Here is a 23,546-nt window from a genome sequence, read left to right as displayed (position 1 = left end):
TTATCTTCAAGTGTCTGCACGCCTTTGTTCGATGTTATATATAATAATGTATAAGTTTCCTTTCATGTCATGTTAAAGTATTTCGACCTTCAACGATACACCGCCCAGCACCGCGAGCAACTGCAAGAAGTGGTTCGCCGCGTGGTGGATAGTGGTTGGTATCTGTTGGGTAACGAGGTAAAGGCTTTCGAAAAGGCCTATGCCCAATACATCGGTACGTCGCATTGTGTGGCCTGCGGAAACGGATTGGACGCCCTTTCGCTCATCTTCAAGGCCTACATTGAGAAAGGTTTGTTACGCCCTGGCGACGAGATACTAGTGCCTGCCAACACCTATATCGCCTCAATCATTTCGATAACGTCTAACGGTTTGCTGCCAGTTTTGGTCGAACCACATGCAGATACGTTCCAGATAGACGCGCAACAAATGGCAAAACACATCGGCAAGCGAACCAAAGCACTGCTTGTTGTGCATCTATATGGCAAGTGTGCCTTTACCGAAGAGTTGCTTTCCATTTGCGAAGAACATCAACTTTTGATGATAGAAGACAACGCGCAAGCTCATGGATGCCTATGGAAAGGACGGCGAACAGGTAGTGTGGGCCATGCGGCTGCCCACAGTTTCTACCCAGGAAAGAACCTCGGTGCACTGGGAGATGCCGGTGGTGTAACCACTAACGATGAAGAGTTGGCGAACATTGTGCGAGCATTAGGCAACTATGGTTCGAGCAAGAAGTATGTGTTCGACTACGTGGGGCAGAACAGTAGAATGGACGAAATGCAGGCTGCAGTGCTTTGCGAGAAACTTAAATGGCTCGATCTGGACAACGAACGACGCGTGGCCATCGCCACAAAGTATGTTGACGGCATCCAAAACACAGCCATAAACTTACCAACTAAAGATTATTTGGCCAACAATGTGTTCCACATATTCCCCGTGCTATGTGCCAAACGCGACTTATTGCAGCGCGAATTACACCAACGCGGCATCGAAACCATCATTCATTATCCCATACCGCCCCACAAGCAGAAATGCTACTCCGAGTGGAATGCCCTTGCTTTGCCCATCACCGAACGCATACATCGCGAAGAGTTAAGCTTGCCGTTAAACCCCACCATGACCAATGAAGAGGTGGAAATGGTTATCTCGCAAGTGTCAGACATCAGGCTGTGACATCAGAAAATGACCAACGCCATGCACATTCCAACTTGTTTGCGTACCGCGTCTTTAACTAACACAATTTGCAGATATGGATAATAATGCTTAACTTTGCCCTAAATTTACAACAATATATGGCAAAATGGAGTTGGGGCAAGGCTCGAACTCCATTAATTGAAAATGAAAGAACGTAATGGCAGGCTATTTAAATACTGACATAAAAAAGGTAACAGCAAACAAGTTTGTGGCAATGAAACGTCAAGGTGAGAAGATTTCTATGCTCACGGCATACGATTTCACCACAGCAACGATTATTGACGGAGCAGGTATTGACGGCATCTTGGTGGGCGACTCGGCCTCTAACGTGATGGCTGGAAACGCTGACACCTTGCCCATTACGCTCGACGAAATGATATATCACGCCCGAAGTGTTGCCCGTGCCGTACGTCGCGCCCTCGTTGTATGCGACATGCCATTTGGTACTTATCAAGTTTCAAAAGACTTGGCCGTGGCCAATGCCGTGCGAATGATGAAAGAAACGGGTGTGGATGCCTTGAAACTGGAAGGCGGAAAGGAAATTGCCGACACGATTAAACATTTGGTAGATATCGGCATACCCGTTATTGGACACCTCGGACTGACGCCACAAAGCGTGCATAAGTTTGGCGGATATGGCGTTAGGGCAAAAGAAACGGCCGAGGCCGAAAAGCTAATTGCGGATGCCGTTGCGCTGGACAAGGCCGGCTGTTTTGCCATAACCTTGGAGAAAGTGCCTGCCGATTTAGCCGCCGAGGTAACCAAACGCGTATCGTGCGCCACGATTGGGATTGGTGCAGGCCATGCAACCGATGGCCAAATTCTTGTATATGCCGACATGCTTGGCCTTACGCAGGGTTTCAAACCTAAGTTTTTAAGGCAGTACGCCCATCTTGCACAGCAGATGAACGATGCTGTGCAGGCCTACATCACCGACGTTAAGGCAGCGACGTTCCCCTCTGTTGACGAGTCGTATTGACCTTGTTGCTCGTAAAGGGCATTCAATGCGCCAACTATTAACGTTCGTGTTCTTCACCTCCACTTCATGATTATCAATTAACAACGAAGCAATGGACACCCAAAACACCCCAGTACACATCAGTCTTTGGCACGCCGACTTTTGGATTTTGGCCATTACCAACTTGCTTATAACCATGTCGGTTTATATGCTCATACCCATTTTGCCTGTTTGGATGTTGGGGTCGGCTGGTTTTTCCCAACAAGCCGTTGGAATTGTAATGGGCGTTTACGGCATCGGATTGTTTCTTTTGGGCGGCTTTTGCAACTGGCTTGTTCAGCGTTATCGCCGCAACAGGGTTTGTCTTTGGGCCATTGCCTTGGTGTTTTTGGCCTTGCTAGGCTGTTGGCTTGTTGAGCGCGAACTGCATCAGTCGTGGTTGCAATACCGCGTGTTGTTGTTCCTTCGCCTTGTACTAGGTGCCGGTTTCGGTTTAGTACAGATGATATTGTCTAGCACGTTGATAATAGATAAGAGCGAATCCTTTCAGCGTACCGAGGCCAACCACGCCTCTGCATGGTTCGGACGCTTTGCCTTGTCGTTAGGTCCGATGCTTGGTATTGTCTTTGCCCGCACCACTTTCAGTCCTATTTTGGCTAGTGCTGCTTTGGCTTTGGCTGCTTATATACTGCTTGCCACGGTGAAATTTCCCTTTCGCACGCCCGACGACGGTGTTAAAAAGATTAGTGGCGACCGTTTTTTCTTACCCGTGGCAAAGTGGCTTTTCCTCAATCTCTTCCTCATTTGTTTGTCGGTTGGCATACTTATGTCCACGCAATTCACCGCCATGTTCTACGCTATGGTGATGGTAGGCTTTGCGATAGCCTTGCTAGCCGAACGTTTTGCCTTTGTAGATGCCGACCTAAAAAGTCAGGTAGTGGCGGGTTCGATACTTATTGCTGCGGCTTTGGTGATGATTCTAACGCGCAAACAGATGATAGTTAACTACATATCACCCGTGTTTGTAGGGCTTGGCATTGGGCTTATTGGTTCGCGTTTCTTGCTCTTTTTCATTAAGTTGAGCAAGCATTGTCAGCGTGGAACGGCTGTAAGCACCTACATGTTGGGGTGGGAAAGCGGCCTAGCGGCAGGCCTTTTCGTTGGCTACTTCTTCTTTGCCGAAGACCTTCACCTAGCATTGTCGGCCTCGTTAGTATGCCTTATTTTGGCTTTCGGCTTGTATGTGGCCTTTACGCACCAGTGGTATATTAGGAAAAAGAATAGGTAACAGGTTTGTTTGCGTGCTTATTCTCATAGGCTGGTTACGCACTCTTTTTCCCGTTTCGTCGGCAATATATTTGTTTGAAACACGTTATTATCAGTATGAAAGTAAAGTACGCCTGTTTTATAATCTCGATATTCTGCTTGTTATTCTCGTGTTCCGACGACGATTTCACCACATCTTCTTCGGTTTCGCCCCTCCATTTCTCAACAGATACGGTTGACATGGACACCGTGTTTGCCAATGTGCCCACGTCTACACGTACTTTTTGGGTGTACAATCGTTCGGGTGCCAACGTGCGACTGTCTAGCGTGCGCTTGGCTGGCGGCAATCAGCAAGGTTATCGGGTGAATGTGGATGGTACATATCTAAGTGCCGAATCGGGATTTCAAACGAGTAATTTGGAAGTGCGCAAGAACGATAGCATCCGAGTCTTTGTTGAGCTGACATCTCCAAAGGCAACGTCGGAAGGATTGGAACTGATAGAAGACAAATTAGTTTTTAGTCAGCTTGGCGGCATGGAACAACGCGTGCTACTTCGTGCGCGTAGCTGGAAAGCGCGTTCGGTGAAGAACCTTCACATACGGCGCGACACTACATTAACAGGCGAAACACCCATCATTGTTTATGGAAAGATACAGGTTGACAGTGCGGCAACACTAACCTTAGCCCCAGGAACTATGCTGTTTTTTCACGATAAGGCTGGAATTGACGTGTATGGACGGCTACTGGTTAAGGGAACAGCCGAGGTCAACGTGGTGTTGCGCGGCGACAGGTTGGACAAGATGTTTAGCTATTTGCCTTACGACCGCGTGAGTGGACAGTGGGCTGGCGTGCGTATCTACGAGCATTCGTATGGCAACGAGTTTGAAAACATGGACCTTCATAGCTCTTTCGATGGTTTGCGAGTAGACTCGTCGGATGTTTCCAAAACAAAATTAACCATGAAAGCGGTAACAGTACACAACTGCCAAGGCTTTGGAGTGCTGGCGGACAACAGTCAGATAGAGATGCAAAACTGCCAAATATCCAACACGCAGAACGATTGCGTGCGCATAAACGGCGGAAAAGTATCGCTAACGCATTGCACCTTGGCTCAGTTTTACCCTTTCGGTGCTAACCGGGGCGCAGCTTTGTGGGTAACGTTTAACAAATATCCGCTGACAAACTTGGTGGTACAGAACAGCCTGTTAACAGGTTATGCCAACGATATATTGATGCTGGGGAAGGAAGAAAAGGATAAGGGGCTGTTGATGACGTTTAGAGACTGTCGTATTAGAATGCCCAAATTGGAAGACCCCTACATTAATGCGAAGTTTGAGAACGTTATTTACGAGAACGCTTCGGACACAACCCTATCGCCCCGTAACACGTTTGCAGTGTTTGATGAGAAAAACCTTTATTACGATTTCAGATTAAAGAAGGGTAGTGGGGCGATAGACGTGGGTAACGCATTGTGGGCATTGCCCATCGACAGAAGGGGAGTGGCACGCGACGCTAAACCCGACTTGGGGGCGTACGAATATAAAGAGTAAAAAGCAAAAAAGACATTATACATTATGAGAACAATAGACCTTAACATTCGCGTTCGCGAATTTGCATTCGATGAAATGAACGAGGCCGACCGCCATTTGCTGGAACAAGCCAAGCTGGCCACTAACAATGCTTACGCCAATTATTCAAAGTTTTATGTGGGTGCTGCCCTTTTGTTAGCCGATGGAAGTGTGGTTATAGGTGCCAATCAAGAGAATGCTGCCTTTCCATCGGGCTTATGTGCCGAACGTTCGGCCATCTTTGCAGCCCAATCGCGATGTCCAGAGCAGGCCATCGTTGCTATGGCAGTGGCCGCACGCAACGAGAAGGGCTTTCTTTCCGAACCAATCACCCCTTGTGGCGCGTGTAGGCAGGTAGTGTTGGAAATGGAAGACCGTTATAAGCAGCCTGTCCGCATTCTTCTTTATGGCGAAAACCGCATTTTTGAGCTTTCGTCAATCAAAGACTTGCTCCCGCTGTCGTTTGTGGACGCACACATGCACGGCTAGACACTTATTTAAAAACGGTGAAATGCCTAGTTTATGAGTAAAATTGCTTAAATTGGACGTGTTGGGCTGATTTTTAACTATTCTGTAATGAGTTGATATACAGTAATATATAGAAAAGTTACAGAATTAGTTGAAAAATAATGCTAAAAAACGATACGTCGTATTGGAAAAATGTTTACCTTTGCAATGTTTTAATAAACAAATGATTGTTTTACAGATTTAAAAAGCAAAGAAAATGAAAAAATTAGTTTTGGCTTTCGTAGCTATCGCTGCTGTATCTTTCGCATCTTGCAATGATAAGAAGAACGCTCCTGCTGCTAACGCAGACAGCACGGTTAATGACACCGCTAACGTTCAAGACAGCACTGCTGCTAACGACAGCACCGCTGCTAACGATTCAACAGCTCACATGTAATTTCTACGTAAAGTGAAATGAGAGAACGGGCGCACCTTTGGTGCGCCTTTTTTTATGCGTTTTAAGCTGCAAAGGTCTAAATCACTGACCCCTTACAACCTGCCACAAAGGGGTCAACAGAAGATTAATGGTTATTTTTTCAGGCTACCTGCTGATAAATAAGTATTGTAAACCCTTAAACATAAGCTCTTTGTAGTATGGAATCCCATGTAAGCTAAGTATAGATTTTGTAGTCTTTATTTTAGCATTTTATATTCTTTAATATTCAGTAAATAAAGTGATGTGAAAGAATAGAGCTCACAAAAAGGTATTGATAATTAGATGTTAAACGATATCACACCAAATTCAGGAAGAACCTTTTTTGTGCGTTTTAAGTTGCATGGGCTTATTGCGGGCCTTATTCTAGGAGGCATGACGGGTTACGTCTAGAGGCTAAGACAGGAAATAGGGTCAACAAGCAAATGAAAGATGAATAGAAACAATGGAAACAATGGAAACAACTTCAGATATTTGATAAGCGGTCTAAAAACCGACTCGGGTTTAATCTCTGCATAAAAATATCCCCACTCTGGCGCAGGGATGGTAACCCTAACCAAAGGTGGGGATATTATATGAAAGGCAGTTAACCGATATCGTTTAACGATAAACACAGGTCAAGGCACGGCAGATAAAGCGAGTTGTGGTTGCGTATTTACTTTATCACCTTAACCATGTTCAGTTCTGTAATCTTTCCATCGGGGTTCACTTTCGCCTTAATTCGATAGTTTGCCTCGGTTTCTTGGTCTTCGTCTTCGCGTTCAATCTTTTGTTTCGCCGAGAAGTCAACGCTATATTCATATTCATCTATGCCAATCTCACGTTTTGTAATCTTCATGTCGTTGTTGGCGCGCCATTCCATAGCCGTGATGTCGTCTTTATAAATTTTGTTGAGGAAAGCAATGACGTCGCTTTTCGAGGCGTTGCTCTTTCCAAGGAACGAACTTAGGAAATCGCTGAAGTTAGAAGTGAGCCCTTCGTCGTCACGGTCGTTAATGCTACGGAACACACTACGGAACACCAAAGCCAGCATTTCTTTTTCTTTCGGCGTAATGTTCTTAGTTTTGGCCACATTCAAGCTGTTGTTAGCCTCGTCGATATATACGCCGTTGGGATGTTCGGTAACATATAGGTTGTAGGCCTCTGCCGTATTGGCTTTTTTAGCCACCAACCAGTCAAGCGAATCTATCTTGCGTTCCGCCTCTGCCTTGTGTGTGCTGTTAGGGTATTTGCTTAGAAAATCAGCCAAAGCCGTCTTCGACCCACTCACCATCGTGTTAGTCCAGTCTAGCTCGCTTTGTTTAAGTTGGGCTAGCTGTTGGCTAATCTTGTCGCGGTGCATCGGGTCTGCATCTCTATAATTGTTTAGATACGATTCAAGCACCGCTGGGTCGTTGCTGTTAAGGGCGTATTCGTAGGCCTGTTGCTCCTTGTTACCAGATGAACCAAAGAAGAAGTATGCGCCAAGACCAATGAAGAGCAACGCAACAACCGAGATGAGAGCAATGGTTAAGATGTTCTTATTTTGCGGTTGTTGAGTGCCGGGAGGGGGCGTTTGTGGTGGAACCTGTCCGTATTGAGACTGTTGGGGGTTGCCAAACTGCGGCTGTGCTCCATTAATGGGCTGAGCCGGTTGAGCCTGATAACCGCCTTGTTGCTGTGTGGGCTGGGGCGGTTGTGTCTGGTATCCGCCTTGTTGTTGCGTTGACTGTACAGGTTGACCTTGATAGGCGTTGTTTACAGGTTGGCTGGCTTGCGATTGCATGCCTTGGCCGTTGCCATATACGTTTTGTTGCTGTTGAGCAGCAACAGGGGTAACCGTTGGTTGTACATACGCATTGTTAGACGGCTGTTGCGGAACGTTGGTATCTGCTACGCCTGTCGAAGGAGACTGTGGCGCAGGGTGAACAACGTTGTTGGGGTGTTCATTTTCCATGGTCGAAGCATTTGCCGTGCGGTGGTGGCAGTGGGGGCATTCGGCTTGCTCCTTAAAGTAAGCCTCTCCACAAACGGGGCATTTAACAACTTCGTTTTCGATTTTCGCGCCGCATGAAGGGCACGAGGGTGCTCTGTCGCTAATAACATGACCGCACTCCGGACATTTAATCATTGCCATATTGTTTTCCTTTTATGTATTGTTTGATGATAATTGGTTAGTGGTGGAAACGTATTTCGCGCAAGCCGTGGTTCTTAAGAAACCTGCTTTTGTCTACAAATCCGTTGATACCGTTAATCCGTCCCTTGCCTGTATATTGCCACATGGTGATGTCGCGTCCGTCTTTAAGTTCGGGTTCGATGGCGTTGTATTGGGCAATCATTAGTGGATAGCCGTCTATCGCACCTTGCATGTGGGCGTTATAGAAGTTGGTGAAGGTGTAGATGAGCGGTTTTTGCTTATACGCCTCTTCCACAAGCGTGATGAATTTGGTAAGCGAATCGCGGAATTCGGGTGTGGACAATCCGCTCTTCGTTTCTACGTCAATCATCGGTATAAGGTCTTGGTCGCCTGGCCTGCATTGTGTCATGAAGTTCTCCAACTGCTTAGCGAGGTTGGTTTTGGGCCTGAAAAAGTGGTACGAACCCACTTTCAGCCCATATTGATGAGCCAGTTGTATGTTGCGTTCGTACCTAGGGTCGATGCGGTCGCCACCTTCGGAGGCTTTGATGTACACGTATGCCATCTTCGAGTTTTCGCCGATGACTTCCCAAAACACTTGCCCCTGATAATGGCTGATGTCTATGCCGTGTATGTGGTTGCAAGTGTCTTCGCATTGTATGTAGTATCCTTCTTGGGCATTAGCCCCAAACGGACATAATGCGCATGCCAAAACGATAAGTAATTTCTTCATAGATGCAAAGTTACAAAAAGTAGTTAGAGTGGCGGTATCATAAACGCATTATTCTTCCAATTCCGAAAGATTTTTAGCAAATTTATAGGTAAGGTTGCTGATTGTCTCTATCGGTGCATACAAAAGGTAGTGAAAGCTGCGTCTCATGCTTTGTTTAATGGCCCCCGAATTGGCGTGCAGCCACAGCGATTTGTCTTGTTTAAAGTCCCACTTTTCGCTTGTGTCTTTTGCAGTACGTTCAACCGATTTGAGCGTGGCCTTCTCGGCATCGCCCATTATGCGCTTGGTGAATGGCACTTCGTCTTCTTCGAAACCTAAGAGCTGTATAAGTATGCTGCCTTGAAATTGTGCCAAGCTTTCGATGTGCAACCTGTTGAGCCAACTCTCCAATTTGACGAAGTCTACCTTATGGCCCATTGTTCGAAGATACATGCCCAAATCAACGATACCCCTTAGCACAACACCCTTGTTAAGCGTATCTTCCACATTATGTACGATGATATTGAGCACATGCAATGTTTCGATAGAAGTGTCCATCGCATGTGGCTCGCCTTCCCTGATGGCTTTCAACCGATTATTCAAGAACTTGTTCGACAGTCGGGAACTAGCGTAGGTCTCGTCCAAAGAGAGTTGCGGATGCGATTTCAAGTCGTGCAGGATGGGTTGGGGAATATGGCGCACGTTTTGGTATTGCTGCTTAGTGTAACCAGCCAAAGCAAACTGCAACACATCGTGAACACCCATCATGGCAAACAACTTGCGCCATTTGTAAGCCGACATGGGTTCAACATGTTGCATCTTGCCGAATGCCCCCGTTTGCAGCAAGGCGAAAAAGTTTCTCTTTATGACATCCATCGCTAGTTGTTGTTAGCTATACTTTTGGGGGTATCTGAAAACAATGGCCAAGATGGTGGCTAGGCCAATGGCAAAGGGATAATAGAGGTAAGGCACGATGTGCGCAGGGTTTATTTTAGCCAAGCCTGCTGCCATAAGTAGCTGCGCGCCATAGGGGATGATGCCCTGAATGCAGCACGACATGGTGTCGAGTATGCTGGCACTTTTGCGACTGTCTACGCCATAACGCTGCGAAACATCTTTGGCTATGCCGCCCACAGTGAGGATAGACACGGTGTTGTTGGCCGTGCACACGTCTACCAATGCAACGAGCAGGGCGATAGTTCCCTCTGCTCCGCGCTTGCCGTTGATGCGTGCCGTAAGCTTGTTGATAACATAATCTACACCGCCATTCATGCGGATAATCTCTAAAAGGCCACCTGCCAGCATGGTGATGATGATGAGTTCGCCCATGCCCACGATGCCTTCGCCCATCGAATGAAACCACCCGAAGAGGTCGTAGGCACCGTTCCAAATGCCGATAATGCCCGTCATGCCGATGCCAAGCGTAAGTACGGCCATCACGTTCATTCCAAAAATGGCCGTAACGATAACCAACACATAGGGCAAGATGTTGAGATATTGTATGCTTGAAGGGGCATGTGTGCTTGCAACGCCAAAGCCCAAGAACGTGTAAATGGCCACAATGGCAAGGGCAGCAGGCAAAACGATGTAGATGTTCACAAGGAACTTGTCTTTCATCCGACAGCCTTGCGTGTTGGTAGCGGCCACGGTGGTGTCGGAAATAAATGATAGGTTGTCGCCGAAAAACGAACCGCCCACAACTATTCCGGCCATAAGTGGAAGACTAACGTCCGTGCTTTGGGCAATGCCCACGGCAATAGGGATGAGTGCCACAATGGTTCCGACACTTGTTCCGATAGAAAGCGAGATAAGGCAGGCCGCAAGGAAGATGCCAGGAAGTAACAGATTGCTTGGAAGGGCATTGAGCGTGAAGTTTACCATAGCATCAATGCTGCCCATCTCTTTGGCTGAATTGGCAAAGGCACCAGCCAAAACAAATATCCACAACATCAGCATCATGTTGTTGGTGCTGGCACCTTTGCTGAACACGTTTATCCGTTCGGCCAAAGGTTTGCCCCTCGAAGTGGCAATGGCATACATGCTCGAAATCATGAAAGCCACCGTAATGGGTATCTTATAGAAGTCGCCCGCTACAATAGACGTGACGAGATACATCACGATAAACACGAATAGCGGACTTAAAGCCAATAATCCTTTCTTATTTGAAATATGGTGCATGTCTGTTGTTTGGTTTGATGCGAGTCAAAGGCACGCTTATTTTGGTACTCTTGTTATCCTGTTGCTCGCTTGTGGCCGTTAATTAAATGTTATATTTCGTTCCTCGAAAAGTGAGTTTTCTCGCCATGACAATGTCCGAGCAAGCTCGACATTGTTCACTTGGCTTAACGAAAACGTTGGTTTGCAACGGCTTGGTGCATAGGGGGCGTTTCGCTGGGGTGGGGAAGAGGGGCTTTTCTTGTCCTCCACCTTCTTTGTTTGCCCCGTGTTGTTATCAGTGTTGTGCTCGTTTGCAACGCCGTGTTGCTTGGGTTTGCAGGCAATGTCGTTGCTTGTTGCGCCTTTCTCTGTTTTAGCGCATCTTCCTTTCGATGTGCTTTCGTGCTGTGGCATGGCCAAGCTTTTATGGTTGTGGCCCAATTCGAATGCGTTTGTCGGTCTACAGCTTTAGAGTTGCGTTCGGCGATAAAAGTCTACGTTCTCTTTTGTGAGCAGTTCAATGGGCATGTAGTTAATGGGGTCTACCTCCATTTTAAGTACGATGGCCTGGAACAGTGTTTCAACGCAGGCATAACCCTGCATGTAGGCGTGTTGGGCAATGAGAAACGAGATGCTGCCTTGCCTAAGGCACTCCGCATTCTTGCCCACCATGTCGTAACCCATTATCTGTACGTTGCGCCTATTGGTCTGAAGTAGGAACTTTCCTACGATGTGTGCCTTCGAATTGAAGGTGATGCAATGGTGCACTTGTGGGTTTTGGGCGAAGAAATCTTCCAATATGTCGGCATATTCGTGCTTACCCGTTTCCATCGGCAAGTTCACGTCGGTGATTTTAACTTTTGGGAAATGGTCGTTCATGTACGTTCTGAACCCAGTTTCGCGGTTTTCTTGCTGCTTACTCACCACTTTACCGTCTTTGGTTTGCTTCACAATGGCTATTTCGCTTTCATGGTAAGCAATCATCATGAGCATTTTGGCGGCGAAATATCCGCTTGCCAGGGAATCTTGACCATAGAAAGAGAGCGGTTGAAGGTCGGGCATGTACGAGTCGAGCATCACAAAGGGGATGTTTCGCTCATGCAGCTTGTCGGTAAATGTGCGTGTAATTTCTAGCTGCGCAGGCACAACAATTACGCCGTCGGGATTGAGTGAGAGGCAATGGTTTACTTGGTTTACGAAGGTTTCGGCATTGAAACGGTCGTAGTATATCACCTCAACGTTGATGTGGAAGTCGCGTCTTACCTCGGCAGCCTTCATTGCTCCCTCTTCAATCTCTTCCCAATAGGCCTCCGATTCGTGCTGAGGAACGAGAAGATAAAACGTGTACGACTTGTTATAGGCTAAGGCGCTGGCATACATGTTGGGTTGGTAGTTAATCTGTGCCAACACCTTCTCAACCTTTTCTCTTGCTATTTTCGAAATGTTTGGACGGCCGTGAAGTACCCTGTCTACTGTTCCAACCGACACGCCGGCCATCTTTGCTATATCCTTAATCCTTATTTTGCTGCTCATGTGTTATGCTGTAATCCAAGGCAAAAATACAAAATATCCTGCTAATAGTCAACTGCGTAAGCGATTTTTCGCTGTCAATGCCTAGAAGAGTGCGCGTAATGGATAATTATTTGGAAAATATGAACGATTTTAACGCAGATTGTTCTTTGTATGGCATCTCTCAATCTTTCTGAGCAGGCTCCAAAAACAGCATCCCCTGTATTTTTTAGGTGCTGTTTATGCAGATTTATCTTATTCTTTGGTGGTGCATAGACTGCAAGTTGAAAACAGACTGTCAATGGCTGATTACTTCTGCGTTACATGATGTGGTCTCTGTTGGCCGTGAGCAGCATGTACTGCAACCGTTCGCGCTGGCGGCCGTAAGCGTACGTGCTTTCCGTACCGTTGCCCATGTGCGTGTACATAGCAAGATTGTTTTTTGTATGGTTTTCGGTAATGATTTTAACACTATGAGTGCCCTATTGGGTCACAATCGCTCAGCTTGTCGCAAAAATTCGATTCTCGTGAAGGTTTGTTTTCATGCAAAACGGGGTTTGTTGTAGATGTTGTTAAAATGAATTTTTATTTAAAATAGCCGTCATTTACCCCATTTTTGGGGCTAATTGTTGCTAATTGCAGTACAATATGCCGCAAAATGCAGTGCGTTTTGGTGCTAAATGCAGTGCAATATGGTGCAAAACACAGTGCGATTTGATGCTAAATACAGTGCAAAATGGTGCTAAATGCAGTGCGAAATGCTGCTAAATGCGAGCCGAAAAGCATAAATATCCACTGAAATGGTATAAACAAAAACCTTTCGAGGCATTAGAAACATGGCCAAAATGGGCAAAACAACTGTTAAAAAGTGGGGTTTTGATGCCCAAAAGCGAGTAATTGGGCTTGAAAAATTACGGGCTGGCAACCAAACTAGAAGGGCTAAATGGTGCAAAATGCAGGTTTTTTCGTAAAAACAGACAGGTTAGGAGGCAGGAAAAGCAGGAAAAGGTAGTAGTCTACCTGCTTTTTAACCTTTATTCTCGCTAGAATGGAGTGAAAATTCGAGCAGTATTGTAAATAAAAAATAATAAATTAAGTTTTGTGTTGGTGATTTTTTGAGTTGCTGGGTTAATGAGTTTACAAGTGGGCGAGTTGACAAATTGGCAAGTAGGGAGTTTACAAGTTTATGAGTTTCCGAGTTAACAGGTTGGAGTTAACAGGTTGGAGTTAACAGGTTGGGGAGTTAACAGGTTGGGGAGTTAACAGGTAGGGGAGTTAACAGGTAGGGAGTTAACAGGTTGGGGAGTTAACAGGTAGGGAAGTTGACAAGTTTACAAGTTGATAAATTGATGGGGTGATAGGTTGATAGGTTGAAGAGTTGACGAGTTGGGAGTTGACGAGTTGGGAGTTGACGAGTTGGGAGTTGACAGGTTAACGAGTTGACAATAAGACAAGTTTTTGAGAGAGACAGGGCAACAAGTTAATGGGCGCAATTATTTTCACCCTTTCACCCCTTCACCCTTTCACCTTTAAACCATCTTTTCACCCTTTCACTCTTTCACCTTTGAAAGCCATCTTTTCACCTTTTCACCCTTTCACCCTTTCACCTTTACACCATCCTTTCACCCCCTCACCCTTTCACCTTTAAACCATCTTTTCACCCTTTCACTCTTTCACCTTTGAAAGCCATCTTTTCACCTTTTCACTCTTTCACCCTTTCACCTTTACACCATCTTTTCACCCTTTGCAACAAAAAAGAGGACACATATAAATGCGTCCTCTTTCTTATGGTTGTGAATTTGTTTTATTTCACCTTGTCTACAATAGCCTTGAAAGCTTGGGGATTGTTAACAGCGAGGTCGGCAAGCACCTTACGGTTAATCTCGATACCGGCCTTATGCAATGCTCCCATAAGGGTAGAATAGGTCATGTTCTCCAAGCGAGCGGCAGCGTTGATACGCTGAATCCACAAAGCACGGAACGTACGTTTCTTGTTGCGACGGTCGCGATAAGCGTAGGTAAGACCCTTTTCCCAAGTGTTTTTGGCTACAGTCCAAACATTTTTTCTGGCACCATAGTAACCCTTTGTAAGCTTTAAAATTCTAGTTCTTCTTGCTTTAGAAGCAACATGATTGACTGATCTTGGCATACTTTCTTCTTAACTTAAAAATGTTTGACTAATGTTTAACGCAAGCAAAGCAAGTCGCGAACCTGCTTCATGTCTGCACGATCAACGAGAGTTGAGTGAACCAAGTTTCTCTTTTGCTTCTTTGTCTTCTTAGTCAAGATGTGACTGTGGTAAGCATGTTTCCTTTTAACCTTACCCGTACCGGTGAAACGAAATCTCTTCTTTGCGCCGGAATTTGTCTTTACTTTTGGCATTTTTTTGTTGTTTATTTGTTATTTATATATGGTGGCAACGCATATACCCGGCGTTACGCACCTCTTTTCTTGTCTTTGTTTGGGCTTTATAGGCACTGAATTTTTATTCTGCTTGGAGCTTTTTAAGCACGTCTTCACCGTTTTTGGCATTGGCAAATAGGCCATTGTCAGTGTTGCCATCTTCTGTTTCGGCGTTCTTTGTTTCGTTCTCGCGCTTTTCTCTGTCTAGCTTTTGTTGGCTCTTTTTCACCGCACCAGTCTTCTTAGGAGCGATGTAAAGGAACATCTTCTTGCCTTCAAGTGCGGGCATCTGCTCTACCTTGCCGTATTCTTCCAAGTCGTTCGCAAAACGTAGAAGCAAAACTTCGCCTTGCTCTTTGAAGAGGATGGAGCGTCCACGGAAGAAAACGTAAGCCCTAACCTTGTTGCCGGCATCCAAGAATTCCTTGGCGTGTTTGAGCTTGAAGTTGTAGTCGTGTTCGTCGGTTTGCGGTCCAAACCTGATTTCTTTCACTTCCACCTTCACTTGCTTGGCTTTCATTTCCTTTGCGTGCTTCTTTTGCTGATAAAGGAATTTGGAATAGTCGATGATGCGACAAACGGGAGGTTGTGCGTTGGGTGATATTTCCACCAAGTCCACTCCTTGGCTGCGTGCCATATCGAGTGCTTGACGGGTGGGCATAACAGTGGAACCGCCTTCGTTTACGATGCGTACTTCCTTCGCGCGTATCTGCTCGTTTACGCGATACTGGTTCTTTATTCTTTCATTCTTCATTCAACAATATTATGATAAGCGGCTGCAAAAGTACGATTTTTCGCGCAACAAGCAAAATAATTCATTGATTATTTTACAGATACGTGTCCTTTTTCCTTCCTTGTTAAAGTACTTTCACACTATGGATGTGGTGAGAGGGGGAAGTGTTTGAATATAAAAGCCGACTTATGGACGTAACATTCGCAGGTGTGTTGCGAAGTGTAGACCATAAGTCGGCTGTTTAATTAACGCGTTTACAAGTTGACTTGTTGACTAGTTAGCAAGTTGTTGTGCACGCCTTTAATCGTTAGGATGGATGTCGGTAGCAGCCAATTGGGCGGCCACTTCGTCGTTGATGCGCTTAGCAAACTCTTCCATCGACATTGTGGCTTGCTCTCCACCGCCTTGCTTTCTCATCGAAACAAGTCCTTCGGCAGCCTCTTTTTCGCCAACAACAACCATGTAAGGAACACGTTTAATTTCGTTATCGCGTATCTTACGGCCGATTTTCTCGTTGCGAACGTCGAGCGTTGCACGAACGCCAACGCTGTCTAAGTACTTGGCCACGCGCTGTGCATAGTCGTTGTACTTCTCTGATATAGGCAGAATGGCCACTTGGTCGGGGATGAGCCACAAGGGGAAGTGCCCTGCGGTGTGTTCAATAAGAACTGCCGTGAAACGTTCCATCGAACCGAAAGGTGCGCGGTGAACCATCACGGGCGTTTTCTTCGTGTTGTCTTCGGCGGTGTATTCCAACTTAAAGCGTTCGGGCAGGTTGTAGTCTACTTGTATTGTACCCAGTTGCCAGCGACGTCCGATAGCGTCCTTTATCATGAAGTCGAGTTTAGGGCCATAGAAAGCCGCTTCGCCATAAGCAATCTTTGCGTCGAGCCCTTTTTCTTTGCAAGCGTCGATAATGGCCTGTTCGCTTTCTTCCCAAACTTCGTCAGAACCAATATACTTCGTGGTGTTCTTCGGGTCGCGCAAACTTATTTGCGCCTCAAAGTCGTCGAAATGGAAGATTTTGAATACGGCTTGGATGATGTCCATCACGCGCAGGAACTCGTTCTTAACTTGTTCGGGGCGGCAGAAGATGTGGGCATCGTCTTGTGTAAACGAGCGAACGCGGGTAAGTCCGTGCAACTCGCCACTCTTTTCGTAACGGTAAACCGTGCCGAACTCTGCGATACGCAGGGGCAGGTCTTTATACGAGCGGGGTTTCCATGCAAATACCTCACAGTGGTGTGGGCAGTTCATGGGTTTGAGCATGTACTCTTCGTCTTCTTCGGGCGTATGTATGGGCTGGAACGAGTCTTTGCCATAGTGCGCATAGTGCCCCGAAGTTACATAGAGGTTCTTACTGCCGATATGTGGGGTAATTACTTCCTGATAACCAAAGCGTTTCTGTATTTTACGCAACATGTTCTGTAAGCGCAGGCGGAGTTCTGTTCCTTTCGGCAACCAGATGGGTAAGCCTTTACCAACGCGTTCGGAGAACATGAATAGTTCCATTTCTTTCCCAATCTTGCGGTGGTCGCGTTTCTTGGCCTCTTCAAGCATAACAAGATACTCGTCAAGCATCTTTTTCTTGGGGAACGTGATGCCGTAGATACGCGTTAGCTGATCCTTCTGAGCGTCGCCACGCCAAAATGCGCCGGCCACACTCGTGAGCTTGATGGCCTTAATGGGGCCAGTGGACATGAGGTGTGGGCCACGACAGAGGTCGGTAAACGCTCCTTGTGAGTAAGTAGAGATAGTTCCGTCTTCCAAATCGAGGTCAATATGTTCGCACTTATATTCCTGTCCGTCTTCCTTAAACTCTTTCAGGGCATCGGCTTTAGACACTTCGCGACGCACGATAGGCTCGTCTCTCTTGGCAAATTCGCGCATCTTCTCTTCTATTTTAGGGAAGTCGTTCTCGCTGATGGGCGTTCCGTCTTTGGTCATTACGTCATAGAAGAAGCCGTTCTCTACGGCAGGACCAAAGCCGAACTGAATGCCGGGGTAGAGCGCTTGCAAAGCTTCGGCCAACAAGTGAGCCGACGAATGCCAGAAGGTGTGTTTGCCTTCCTCGTCTTCCCATTTGTAAAGCGCGATCGTTGCGTCTTCGTTTATGGGACGGTTAAGCTCGGTAGTCTTGCCGTTTACGCCAATCGACAGCACGTCGCGCGCTAAGGCTGGCGAGATGCTCTTTGCTATTTCCAAGCCGGTAATGCCTTTTTCGTACTCGCGGATGGAGCCATCCGGAAATGTTATCTTTATCATATACCTTTTAATTTATTGTCGTTTTGATTGCAAAAATACGATTTTCTTTTTACATCAAGCACAGATTTTTTCAAAATATACCATGCTTTGGGCATGGTAAGGAGTTACTGATAGTGTGTAAGCACCTAAAATTCACTTGTGAAATGGAACTTGATGTGTTCGAAATCTTGCTGCGCCATGCTCAATACGTAGCCCGAATCGGCCAAGAATACGTCGCGCCCTTCGCGGTCTTTGGCCATATATTGGTACTTGCGTTTTTTGAAATTCTCCAGTTCTTTGGGGTCGTCAGACTCTATCCAACAGGCTTTGTGCAGGTGAACGGGTTCCCAACGGCATTTGGCATTGTACTCATTTTGAAGTCGATACTGGATGACTTCGAACTGAAGTTGACCAACTGTGCCGATGATTTTGCGCCCATTGAATTGGTTGATGAAGAGTTGTGCCACGCCTTCGTCCATCAATTGTTCGATACCCTTGTTCAATTGCTTGGCCTTCATGGGGTCGTCGTTCTCGATATACTTGAACATCTCCGGCGAGAACGATGGCAAGCCGCGGAAGTGTAGCAACTCTCCTTCGGTTAATGTGTCGCCAATCTTAAATATTCCGTTATCGGGTAAGCCGATAATGTCGCCAGGATAGGCCTCGTCGATGGTGCTTTTGCGTTGCGCCATGAACTGTGTTGGACTGCTGAAACGCAGCGTTTTGTCGAGCCGAACGTGCCGATAGGGCTGGTTTCGCACAAATTTACCGCTGCATATCTTGCAGAATGCGATGCACGAGCGGTGGTTGGGGTCGATATTTGCCGTTATTTTGAAGATGAAACCCGTAAATTTCGGCTCTGTGGGCTGCACTTCGCGCTCTTCGGCCATAGTGGGTTTGGGGCTTGGAGCAATCTGCACAAAGCAATTGAGCAGCTCTTGAACACCAAAGTTGTTGAGTGCGCTGCCAAAGAACACAGGGGCGACATGCCCAGCACGATAAGTTTCCACATCGAATTCAGGGTAAACGCCGTCTACCAGCTCCAAGTCGTCACGAAGTTTCTGTGCGTCTTGTTCGCCAATATGTTCGCTTAGTTCGTCGCTATTTACGTCTACCTCCACCTTTTCGGTAACGCGTTGTTTGTCGGGAGTGAACAATTGCAGCTGGTTTTCGTAGATATTGAACACCCCTTTGAAACGTTCGCCTTGGTTAATGGGCCACGAAAGGGGCCTAACCTTTATTTGCAGTTCCTCTTCTAACTCGTCAAGCAGGTCGAATGGGTCACGTCCTTCGCGGTCCATCTTATTGACAAAGATAATCACAGGGGTGTTCCGCATTCGGCAAACCTCCATTAGCTTGCGTGTTTGTGTTTCAACACCTTTGGCCGAATCCACAACAATGATGGCCGAATCTACCGCTGTAAGTGTGCGATAAGTGTCTTCGGCGAAGTCTTGGTGTCCGGGTGTGTCCAGGATATTCACCTTATAGCCTTCGTAATCGAACTCCATCACCGAGGTAGAAACCGATATACCACGCTGTTTCTCGATGTCCATCCAGTCGGATGTGGCCGTTTTTCTTATCTTGTTGCTCTTTACTGCTCCTGCCACCTGTATCTGTCCGCCGAACAACAAGAATTTTTCAGTGAGTGTTGTCTTACCTGCGTCGGGGTGAGAGATGATGGCAAAGGTTCGTCTTCTTTCTATTTCAGTCATTATTTTCTATGTTCTTATTCAAAGTTGACAAGTTAACGGGTTAACGAGTTGACAAGTCAGTTGTTCAGTTGACAAGTTAACGGGTTAACGAGTTGACAAGTCAGTTGTTCAGTTGACAAGTTAACGGATTAACGAGTTGACAAGTCTGTTATTCTGTTGATAAATTAACGGGTTAACAAGTTGACAGAGGCGTTATTCAGTTGACAGGTCCGTTATTTTGTAAACCGTGTTAATTTCGTGATTAAAGTTTGGCAATACACTTGGCCAACGACTCCTCCCAATGGGGTATTTCGATGCCGTAAGCGTCCTTAATCTTCGTTTTGTCGAGCACGCTATATGCGGGGCGACAGGCTGGGGTAGGGTATTCTGCGGTGTGCAAGGGAGATACTTGGCAAGTATTTATCCCTGCTAGGCGATGTATGCTCTTGGTAAAGTCGTACCAACTTGTTACGCCCTCGTTAGAAAAGTGGTAAACGCCAGGCTTGATGCCCTTGTCTATGGCCGTCATTATCGCCGTAGCAAGGTCGTGAGCGTAGGTTGGCGTACCCACCTGGTCGAAGATAACGCCTAGTTGTTCGCGTTCTCTTCCTAGGCGAATCATTGTTTTCACAAAGTTGTTTCCAAACTCGCTGTACAGCCAAGCCGTTCTTATAATCATGGCGTTTGTACAGAGTTTACTTACGGCCTGTTCGCCTTCCAACTTCGTTTGTCCATAAATGCTATTAGGGCAAGGCTCGTCTGTTTCCACGTATGGTGTGTGTTTAGTGCCGTTGAAAACGTAGTCGGTAGACACCTGTACCATCCATCCGTCGCGTTTGGCTACAGCCTCTGCTAAGAAAGCAGGGGCGTCGGCGTTCAGTTTTCGCGCCAGCTGCGGGTCGCTTTCGGCCTTGTCTACGGCCGTATAGGCAGCGCAGTTCACCATGCCGTCAATCTCGTTCGCCTCAACAAAGCGTTCGATGGCGGCTTTGTCGGTAATGTCTAATTCGTTAACGTCGGTGTTAAGCCACGTGTGTTGTGCGTACTGCGCTTGCAGCAGCTGTATTTCGTTTCCTAGTTGGCCGTTGCAGCCAGTAATCAAAATGTTCATTTATGCAGTGGGTTATGTTTATTCGTCTTCAAAAACCAGTCCTTCTCGCTTGTCTTTCTGATAATAATCAGCGAGCATCCCCACAAAGGTGGAAATTTCTTTGATGGCTGTCATGGTGTCGGGGGTAATCTCCTTTTGTCTCAATCTCAGCAACATCACGCCGTAAAGCGCATCAAGGCATGTTTCAATCTCGTTCACCTCCTTGTCACCCTTGTTGCGTAGTTCAACGATGAAGGGCAGCACCTTATAGTATGCCGTATTGTAGAAAGGAAACTTGGTGCTTTGCATCAACAGGTTGTGCAGGTCCATCAAATCCTTTACGATGATGGCATTTATTTGCAGATGTCCCCGTTCGCGTTTCCCTTCTTGGTTCATCATGCGCACAAGATTGCCGTACCAATCGAGCATTTCTTCTTTTTGTTCGGCAGTATAGTCGAACTTGTCTATGTATTCGTGCCTGATACGTTGCAACGAACAGCCGTAAGCGCGTATCAGGTCTTCTATTTGCCACATATATAATATGTATTCGGCAATGCTTTTTTCTCTTAGTTGTTTGGCGATGTACATTTGTTGATGCTTGCTAGGGATGAAAATGAGCCACTCCTTATTATATAGAATAGGAGTACAAGGGCGACGTGCGGCAGGGCGCGTCAGTATTCGAATGTGTAGAGATTGAATATCGTGCCTATGAGAAATATCACCGAAAAGATGATGACCACGCTGCCGATAATCTTGTTGATGAGTATAATTCCACCTTTATCGAACTTTCCGCGCACCTTATCGATAAGCCAAGTAAGCCCGAACCACCATATTAAAGCGCCCAACACAATGCCTGTATATCCGCCAACCATCAGCCAAGGCCTGTTCGGGACAACGAAAGCGAACTGGGCAAAGGTGGCCATGAAGAGGAAAATGATGAGTGGATTGGAGAAAGTTACAAGAAAAGCGGTTATGCCGTTGTGTATCAATGTGCCCTTACCCTTACCGCTGTAATGCACTTTTTTGGTGGGGTTAGACTTGAAACAGTAAATCCCAAAAAACATCAGCAGTACACTTCCCGATATTTTAAGGGCGAAAAGTGTGCGTGGGGCGGTGATGAGATCCATGATGAAACTCATTCCATAGCCAGTAACCAAGGCGTAAATCATATCGCTTACCGCCGCACCAATGCCTGTGATAAAACCATACCATCTGCCTTTGTTCAGTGTTCGCTGAACACAAAGCACTCCCACAGGCCCCATCGGAGCAGAGGCAATAAGACCAATAAGTATTCCCTTGAATACAATGTCTACAATATCTATATGAAAAGGTAAGGGCATAACGGATGCAAAATTGCAAAAAATATGCGGATTGAGCAAATTTTCAACTTATAAGTTTGTGTTATTCCATATTTTTCATAACTTTGTCAACGCTTAATTTAAGGCTAAATACAAAAGGATGGCGCAATGCTGCCACCATTTAGGACCGGTGTACAAGGCCTATATCCACGAAAGCAAACAATTATTACTAAACTAAAAATAAAGACACATCATGAGTGTAATAGAAGATTTGAAACCATACGTCATTGGTTTAGACCTGGGTGGAACGAACTCTGTATTTGGTATCGTTGATAGCCGAGGCGAAATTAAGGCCACTACGGCCATTAAGACACAAGCCTATGCAAGCGTAGAAGACTATGTTAAGGCTTCGCTCGACGCGCTTCACATCATCATTGAGCAGGTTGGCGGTATCGGAACCATTAAGGCAATGGGTATCGGTGCGCCCAACGGCAACTACTATAAAGGAACGATAGAGTTTGCTCCCAACTTGACTTGGGGACACAATGGGGTTGTTCCTTTGGCCGAAATGTTCTCCGAGGGTTTAGGCGGCATCCCCGTTGCTCTTACCAACGATGCCAATGCGGCCGCCATCGGCGAAATGACGTATGGCGTTGCACGTGGAATGAAAAACTTTATCGTCATCACGCTAGGTACGGGTGTTGGCTCCGGCATCGTTATTAATGGGCAAGTGGTGTATGGAAGCGACGGTTTTGCCGGCGAGTTAGGGCACGTCATCGCCCAGAGAGAAGGTGGACGCAGCTGTGGGTGTGGCCGCTTTGGTTGTTTGGAAACCTATTGCTCGGCAACGGGTGTGGCACGTTCGGCACGCGAGTTCTTGGAGAAAACCACAACTCCCTCTGTCCTTCGCGACTTGAAACCGGAAGAAATCACATCGCTTGATGTATCACTTGCGGCTGCTAAGGGCGACAAGTTGGCTGTAGATGTTTACGAGTTTACGGGCAAGATGCTTGGTCAGGCATGTGCAGACTTCGCTGCTTTCTCTTCGCCAGAGGCGTTTATCTTCTTCGGCGGACTGACCAAGGCCGGCGATTTGCTGATGAAACCGCTTAAAAAGGCATACGATGAGAGCGTGTTGAAGATTTTCAAAGACAAGGCAAAGTTCCTCATTAGCGGTCTTGAAGGCTCTTCGGCTGCCGTCCTTGGCGCAAGTGCCGTGGGATGGGACTTGTAAACAATGCTTTTTGTTAAGCTATATTGCCTTTTAGGCCTCTAAGTTAGGTGAGCTTTTGGTTTATGAGTTTTCGGTTTTCGGGCTCTAACGAACGATAAGTTTGTTGGTTCTTAGCTTGAAAGAAACGCAATTCAGCTCATAAACCAAAAGCTCACCAACTTAGAAACACCTCCACTTAGAAAAACATCTACCTAGAAAACCAGCAACTTATAACCGTCCCAATGAATGTTGAGCGTAAACACCATTCCTGTATTTTCGTTGTGATAGGGTAGCTTACCAACTTGTCACTGGTTAACTTGTCAACTCGCTAACCAGTTAACTTTTTTCCTACTTGTTAACTCGTCAACCTGTCAACTGGTTAACTTGTCAACTCGCTAACTGGTTAACTTGTTAACTCGTCAACTGGTTAACCTGTTAACGTAAGCATCCATT

21 protein-coding genes are annotated in these 23,546 nt (G+C 46.4%); 7 read left to right on the top strand and 14 right to left on the bottom strand.

Going from position 1 to position 23,546, the window contains the following annotated elements:
- The first annotated feature begins 69 nt into the window (after positions 1–69).
- The 3 genes from BN93_RS11475 (at position 70) to BN93_RS11465 (ending at position 3,440) form a co-directional block, all read left to right on the top strand.
- Entirely contained in the window at positions 70–1,173 is a 1,104-nt protein-coding gene (locus tag BN93_RS11475; protein ID WP_019188467.1) for a DegT/DnrJ/EryC1/StrS family aminotransferase, read from the top strand.
- A gap of 178 nt (positions 1,174–1,351) precedes the next feature.
- On the top strand, positions 1,352–2,173 hold the full coding sequence (panB, locus tag BN93_RS11470) for a 3-methyl-2-oxobutanoate hydroxymethyltransferase (protein WP_019188465.1): 822 nt from the start codon (positions 1,352–1,354) through the stop codon (positions 2,171–2,173).
- Positions 2,174–2,264: 91 nt separating this feature from the next.
- Entirely contained in the window at positions 2,265–3,440 is a 1,176-nt protein-coding gene (locus BN93_RS11465; RefSeq protein ID WP_019188464.1) for an MFS transporter, read from the top strand.
- Positions 3,441–3,474: 34 nt separating this feature from the next.
- Here the strand turns inward: BN93_RS11465 and BN93_RS18690 are convergent, their stop codons facing one another.
- Positions 3,475–3,660 carry a hypothetical protein gene (locus BN93_RS18690; RefSeq protein WP_019188463.1) on the bottom strand — a complete coding sequence of 62 codons (186 nt, stop codon included), beginning with the start codon at positions 3,658–3,660 and terminating at the stop codon, positions 3,475–3,477.
- Between BN93_RS18690 and BN93_RS11460 the strand changes: the two genes are divergently transcribed.
- The 3 genes from BN93_RS11460 to BN93_RS11450 all read left to right on the top strand — a co-directional run bounded on the left by BN93_RS11460 (position 3,659) and on the right by BN93_RS11450 (position 5,891).
- Positions 3,659–4,969 carry a right-handed parallel beta-helix repeat-containing protein gene (locus BN93_RS11460; RefSeq protein WP_019188462.1) on the top strand — a complete coding sequence of 437 codons (1,311 nt, stop codon included), beginning with the start codon at positions 3,659–3,661 and terminating at the stop codon, positions 4,967–4,969. The genes BN93_RS18690 and BN93_RS11460 overlap by 2 nt on opposite strands.
- 24 nt (positions 4,970–4,993) lie before the next feature.
- Positions 4,994–5,476 (top strand): cytidine deaminase, encoded by a 483-nt coding sequence (cdd, locus tag BN93_RS11455; RefSeq protein ID WP_019188461.1) that lies wholly within the window; start codon positions 4,994–4,996, stop codon positions 5,474–5,476.
- A 235-nt stretch (positions 5,477–5,711) separates the two neighbouring features.
- The gene (locus tag BN93_RS11450) at positions 5,712–5,891 is read left to right on the top strand and encodes a PG1828 family lipoprotein (RefSeq protein ID WP_019188460.1); all 180 of its coding nucleotides are present in this window, start codon (positions 5,712–5,714) and stop codon (positions 5,889–5,891) included.
- A gap of 691 nt (positions 5,892–6,582) precedes the next feature.
- Here the strand turns inward: BN93_RS11450 and BN93_RS11445 are convergent.
- The 13 genes from BN93_RS11445 to BN93_RS11380 form a co-directional block, all read right to left on the bottom strand.
- Complete coding sequence (locus tag BN93_RS11445) at positions 6,583–8,043, bottom strand: zinc ribbon domain-containing protein (protein ID WP_019188459.1); 1,461 nt, start codon at positions 8,041–8,043, stop codon at positions 6,583–6,585.
- 37 nt (positions 8,044–8,080) lie between these two features.
- A complete protein-coding gene (locus BN93_RS11440; RefSeq protein WP_019188458.1) occupies positions 8,081–8,776 on the bottom strand; it encodes a glycoside hydrolase family 25 protein in 696 nt (231 codons plus the stop codon).
- Between the two features lie 48 nt (positions 8,777–8,824).
- Positions 8,825–9,631, bottom strand: a complete 807-nt coding sequence (locus BN93_RS11435) for a hypothetical protein (protein ID WP_019188457.1) — start codon at positions 9,629–9,631, stop codon at positions 8,825–8,827.
- A gap of 12 nt (positions 9,632–9,643) precedes the next feature.
- Positions 9,644–10,933 carry a Na+/H+ antiporter NhaC family protein gene (locus BN93_RS11430; RefSeq protein WP_044260584.1) on the bottom strand — a complete coding sequence of 430 codons (1,290 nt, stop codon included), beginning with the start codon at positions 10,931–10,933 and terminating at the stop codon, positions 9,644–9,646.
- Positions 10,934–11,380: 447 nt separating this feature from the next.
- Entirely contained in the window at positions 11,381–12,445 is a 1,065-nt protein-coding gene (locus BN93_RS11420; protein ID WP_019188454.1) for a LacI family DNA-binding transcriptional regulator, read from the bottom strand.
- A gap of 1,780 nt (positions 12,446–14,225) precedes the next feature.
- Positions 14,226–14,570: a 50S ribosomal protein L20 gene (gene rplT / locus BN93_RS11415; protein ID WP_009229859.1), complete on the bottom strand. Its 345-nt coding sequence runs from the start codon at positions 14,568–14,570 to the stop codon at positions 14,226–14,228.
- Positions 14,571–14,605: 35 nt separating this feature from the next.
- The gene (gene rpmI, locus BN93_RS11410; RefSeq protein ID WP_009229858.1) at positions 14,606–14,803 is read right to left on the bottom strand and encodes a 50S ribosomal protein L35; all 198 of its coding nucleotides are present in this window, start codon (positions 14,801–14,803) and stop codon (positions 14,606–14,608) included.
- A gap of 103 nt (positions 14,804–14,906) precedes the next feature.
- Complete coding sequence (gene infC, locus BN93_RS11405) at positions 14,907–15,578, bottom strand: translation initiation factor IF-3 (protein WP_019188451.1); 672 nt, start codon at positions 15,576–15,578, stop codon at positions 14,907–14,909.
- Positions 15,579–15,857: 279 nt separating this feature from the next.
- Positions 15,858–17,822 carry a threonine--tRNA ligase gene (thrS, locus tag BN93_RS11400; protein WP_019188450.1) on the bottom strand — a complete coding sequence of 655 codons (1,965 nt, stop codon included), beginning with the start codon at positions 17,820–17,822 and terminating at the stop codon, positions 15,858–15,860.
- Between the two features lie 125 nt (positions 17,823–17,947).
- A complete protein-coding gene (locus tag BN93_RS11395; RefSeq protein ID WP_019188449.1) occupies positions 17,948–19,513 on the bottom strand; it encodes a peptide chain release factor 3 in 1,566 nt (521 codons plus the stop codon).
- A gap of 241 nt (positions 19,514–19,754) precedes the next feature.
- Complete coding sequence (gene rfbD, locus BN93_RS11390) at positions 19,755–20,603, bottom strand: dTDP-4-dehydrorhamnose reductase (RefSeq protein WP_019188448.1); 849 nt, start codon at positions 20,601–20,603, stop codon at positions 19,755–19,757.
- Positions 20,604–20,621: 18 nt separating this feature from the next.
- Entirely contained in the window at positions 20,622–21,170 is a 549-nt protein-coding gene (locus tag BN93_RS11385; RefSeq protein WP_019188447.1) for a DUF4924 family protein, read from the bottom strand.
- Between the two features lie 83 nt (positions 21,171–21,253).
- The gene (locus BN93_RS11380) at positions 21,254–21,922 is read right to left on the bottom strand and encodes a LysE family translocator (RefSeq protein ID WP_019188446.1); all 669 of its coding nucleotides are present in this window, start codon (positions 21,920–21,922) and stop codon (positions 21,254–21,256) included.
- A 211-nt stretch (positions 21,923–22,133) separates the two neighbouring features.
- Between BN93_RS11380 and BN93_RS11375 the strand changes: the two genes are divergently transcribed.
- Positions 22,134–23,114: an ROK family protein gene (locus tag BN93_RS11375; protein ID WP_019188445.1), complete on the top strand. Its 981-nt coding sequence runs from the start codon at positions 22,134–22,136 to the stop codon at positions 23,112–23,114.
- Positions 23,115–23,546: the final 432 nt, after the last annotated feature.

Origin of the sequence: Prevotella conceptionensis 9403948, from assembly GCF_000312305.1 — a bacterium.
Classification (GTDB): Bacteria; Bacteroidota; Bacteroidia; order Bacteroidales; family Bacteroidaceae; genus Prevotella; species Prevotella conceptionensis.
The sequence above is the reverse complement of the archived record's forward strand: the minus strand, read 5'-3'. Positions and strand labels throughout refer to the sequence as shown.

Coding starts and splice junctions, on each gene's coding strand:
- BN93_RS11465 (WP_019188464.1), top strand. CDS start 2,265: ATGGACACCCAAAACACCCCAGTACACATCAGTCTTTGGCACGCCGAC.
- BN93_RS11430 (WP_044260584.1), bottom strand. CDS start 10,933: ATGCACCATATTTCAAATAAGAAAGGATTATTGGCTTTAAGTCCGCTA.
- BN93_RS11460 (WP_019188462.1), top strand. CDS start 3,659: ATGGACACCGTGTTTGCCAATGTGCCCACGTCTACACGTACTTTTTGG.
- rfbD (WP_019188448.1), bottom strand. CDS start 20,603: ATGAACATTTTGATTACTGGCTGCAACGGCCAACTAGGAAACGAAATA.
- panB (WP_019188465.1), top strand. CDS start 1,352: ATGGCAGGCTATTTAAATACTGACATAAAAAAGGTAACAGCAAACAAG.
- cdd (WP_019188461.1), top strand. CDS start 4,994: ATGAGAACAATAGACCTTAACATTCGCGTTCGCGAATTTGCATTCGAT.
- BN93_RS11385 (WP_019188447.1), bottom strand. CDS start 21,170: ATGTACATCGCCAAACAACTAAGAGAAAAAAGCATTGCCGAATACATA.
- infC (WP_019188451.1), bottom strand. CDS start 15,578: ATGAAGAATGAAAGAATAAAGAACCAGTATCGCGTAAACGAGCAGATA.
- BN93_RS18690 (WP_019188463.1), bottom strand. CDS start 3,660: ATGTCAACCGTATCTGTTGAGAAATGGAGGGGCGAAACCGAAGAAGAT.
- thrS (WP_019188450.1), bottom strand. CDS start 17,822: ATGATAAAGATAACATTTCCGGATGGCTCCATCCGCGAGTACGAAAAA.
- BN93_RS11375 (WP_019188445.1), top strand. CDS start 22,134: ATGAGTGTAATAGAAGATTTGAAACCATACGTCATTGGTTTAGACCTG.
- BN93_RS11475 (WP_019188467.1), top strand. CDS start 70: ATGTTAAAGTATTTCGACCTTCAACGATACACCGCCCAGCACCGCGAG.
- BN93_RS11380 (WP_019188446.1), bottom strand. CDS start 21,922: ATGCCCTTACCTTTTCATATAGATATTGTAGACATTGTATTCAAGGGA.
- BN93_RS11450 (WP_019188460.1), top strand. CDS start 5,712: ATGAAAAAATTAGTTTTGGCTTTCGTAGCTATCGCTGCTGTATCTTTC.
- rplT (WP_009229859.1), bottom strand. CDS start 14,570: ATGCCAAGATCAGTCAATCATGTTGCTTCTAAAGCAAGAAGAACTAGA.
- BN93_RS11420 (WP_019188454.1), bottom strand. CDS start 12,445: ATGAGCAGCAAAATAAGGATTAAGGATATAGCAAAGATGGCCGGCGTG.
- rpmI (WP_009229858.1), bottom strand. CDS start 14,803: ATGCCAAAAGTAAAGACAAATTCCGGCGCAAAGAAGAGATTTCGTTTC.
- BN93_RS11395 (WP_019188449.1), bottom strand. CDS start 19,513: ATGACTGAAATAGAAAGAAGACGAACCTTTGCCATCATCTCTCACCCC.
- BN93_RS11445 (WP_019188459.1), bottom strand. CDS start 8,043: ATGGCAATGATTAAATGTCCGGAGTGCGGTCATGTTATTAGCGACAGA.
- BN93_RS11435 (WP_019188457.1), bottom strand. CDS start 9,631: ATGGATGTCATAAAGAGAAACTTTTTCGCCTTGCTGCAAACGGGGGCA.
- BN93_RS11440 (WP_019188458.1), bottom strand. CDS start 8,776: ATGAAGAAATTACTTATCGTTTTGGCATGCGCATTATGTCCGTTTGGG.